General features: G+C 64.3%; 2 protein-coding genes. Both read left to right on the top strand.

The window, feature by feature from the left end:
- Nucleotides 1-359: 359 nt before the first annotated feature.
- The gene (locus tag KBI5_RS24825; RefSeq protein WP_011435539.1) at nucleotides 360-557 is read left to right on the top strand and encodes a ribbon-helix-helix protein, CopG family; all 198 of its coding nucleotides are present in this window, start codon (nucleotides 360-362) and stop codon (nucleotides 555-557) included.
- Complete coding sequence (locus tag KBI5_RS24820) at nucleotides 554-934, top strand: type II toxin-antitoxin system death-on-curing family toxin (RefSeq protein WP_011435540.1); 381 nt, start codon at nucleotides 554-556, stop codon at nucleotides 932-934. Before KBI5_RS24825 ends, KBI5_RS24820 begins: the two co-directional genes overlap by 4 nt.
- The last annotated feature ends 273 nt before the right edge of the window (nucleotides 935-1,207 follow it).

Genomic DNA, 1,207 nt, shown 5'->3' with positions numbered 1-1,207 from the left:
CCTTATGATCAAGCGCGGCTGGGGTCGACCCAACAAGACTCGAACCCACAGTCGCAGGTCGATGTACTGCAGCCATCGGCCTCGCTGGTTGCAGACCGCCCCATTGGGTAGTCAAGCCGCAGGTTATGGCATATGTCGATCTTCGTTGGCGTCGGTGAGTGCACCCAACCAGCACTAATGCGAACCTAAACCTGCAGGTCAACGGCCCGACCGTTTCCGTCGAGCCCGTCCACGCGAAGATCCGGCGGTCCGGCTACACGGCGATGCGAACGCCAAGAAGATCGGATAGGAACCGGGCGTCGCGACCATGGCGCGAGTCCCGGCGGCGGTATCAGCGGTGATACCGTCGGGTGGTGGCGATGACACTGCGCTTGACGGATGACGAGGCAGAGGCTTTGCGTCTGCGTTCGGAGTTGGAACAGCGGTCGATGCAGGAGATCGCCCGGGAGGCGATCCGGGAGTACATCGAGGCACACAGCCGGGCGGAACTGCTGGATCAGGTGCTGGACGAGGAGCTGCCGCGGTACGCCGAGGCGCTCCGCTGGCTCGGCGAATGATCTACCTGACGCTTCGCGAACTGCTGTACATCGCCGAGCGGGCCATCGGTTCCGATCCGGTGGTCAGGGACCACGGCCTGCTCGAATCCGCTCTCGCGCGCCCGCGGGCGACGGTGTTCGGCCGGGACGCCTATCCCTCTCTTGACGGCAAGGCCGCCGCGCTCCTGCATTCACTGGCTCGCAACCATGCCCTCGTCGACGGGAACAAGCGGCTCGCCCTTGCCGGTCTGATCGCCTTCTACGGTGTCAACGGYCGTCGCCTGACGCTGACCAACGACGAGGCCTACGACCTCGTGATGAGCATCGCGTCCGGTGTCCACGATTCCGTCGAGGACATCACCAAGATCCTTGAAGGGGCGACCCGGAGCCGTCGGTGAGGACCCATGGCCGTCCGGAACTTGTCAAGATTTTTAGGACAAGATTCTTTGTGAACTAGCCTGTGTTCCGTCCCTGTCGTGATCTCGGTCGAGGGATGACTTCTGATCGTTCGGGCACGCCGTCGGCTGGTTCGGCCTGGTCATCCGGCGTGTCATCCGGCCCGCCGGCCAGCACGCCGACGGGCTGTGATGATCAGCGGGGCACCGTAGTGCGCCATGGCCTCCTACAGGGCAGGTGGACAGTCCATCCCGCGCATGCAGGAGCCCGCGCCT

The organism is Frankia sp. KB5, from assembly GCF_002099325.1.
In the GTDB taxonomy this organism is placed as follows: Bacteria; Actinomycetota; Actinomycetes; order Frankiales; family Frankiaceae; genus Frankia; species Frankia casuarinae.
The sequence above is the reverse complement of the archived record's forward strand: the minus strand, read 5'-3'. Positions and strand labels throughout refer to the sequence as shown.

Excerpts from the sequence above, each read along its gene's own strand:
- KBI5_RS24825 (WP_011435539.1), top strand. The coding sequence starts at position 360 with ATGACACTGCGCTTGACGGATGACGAGGCAGAGGCTTTGCGTCTGCGT.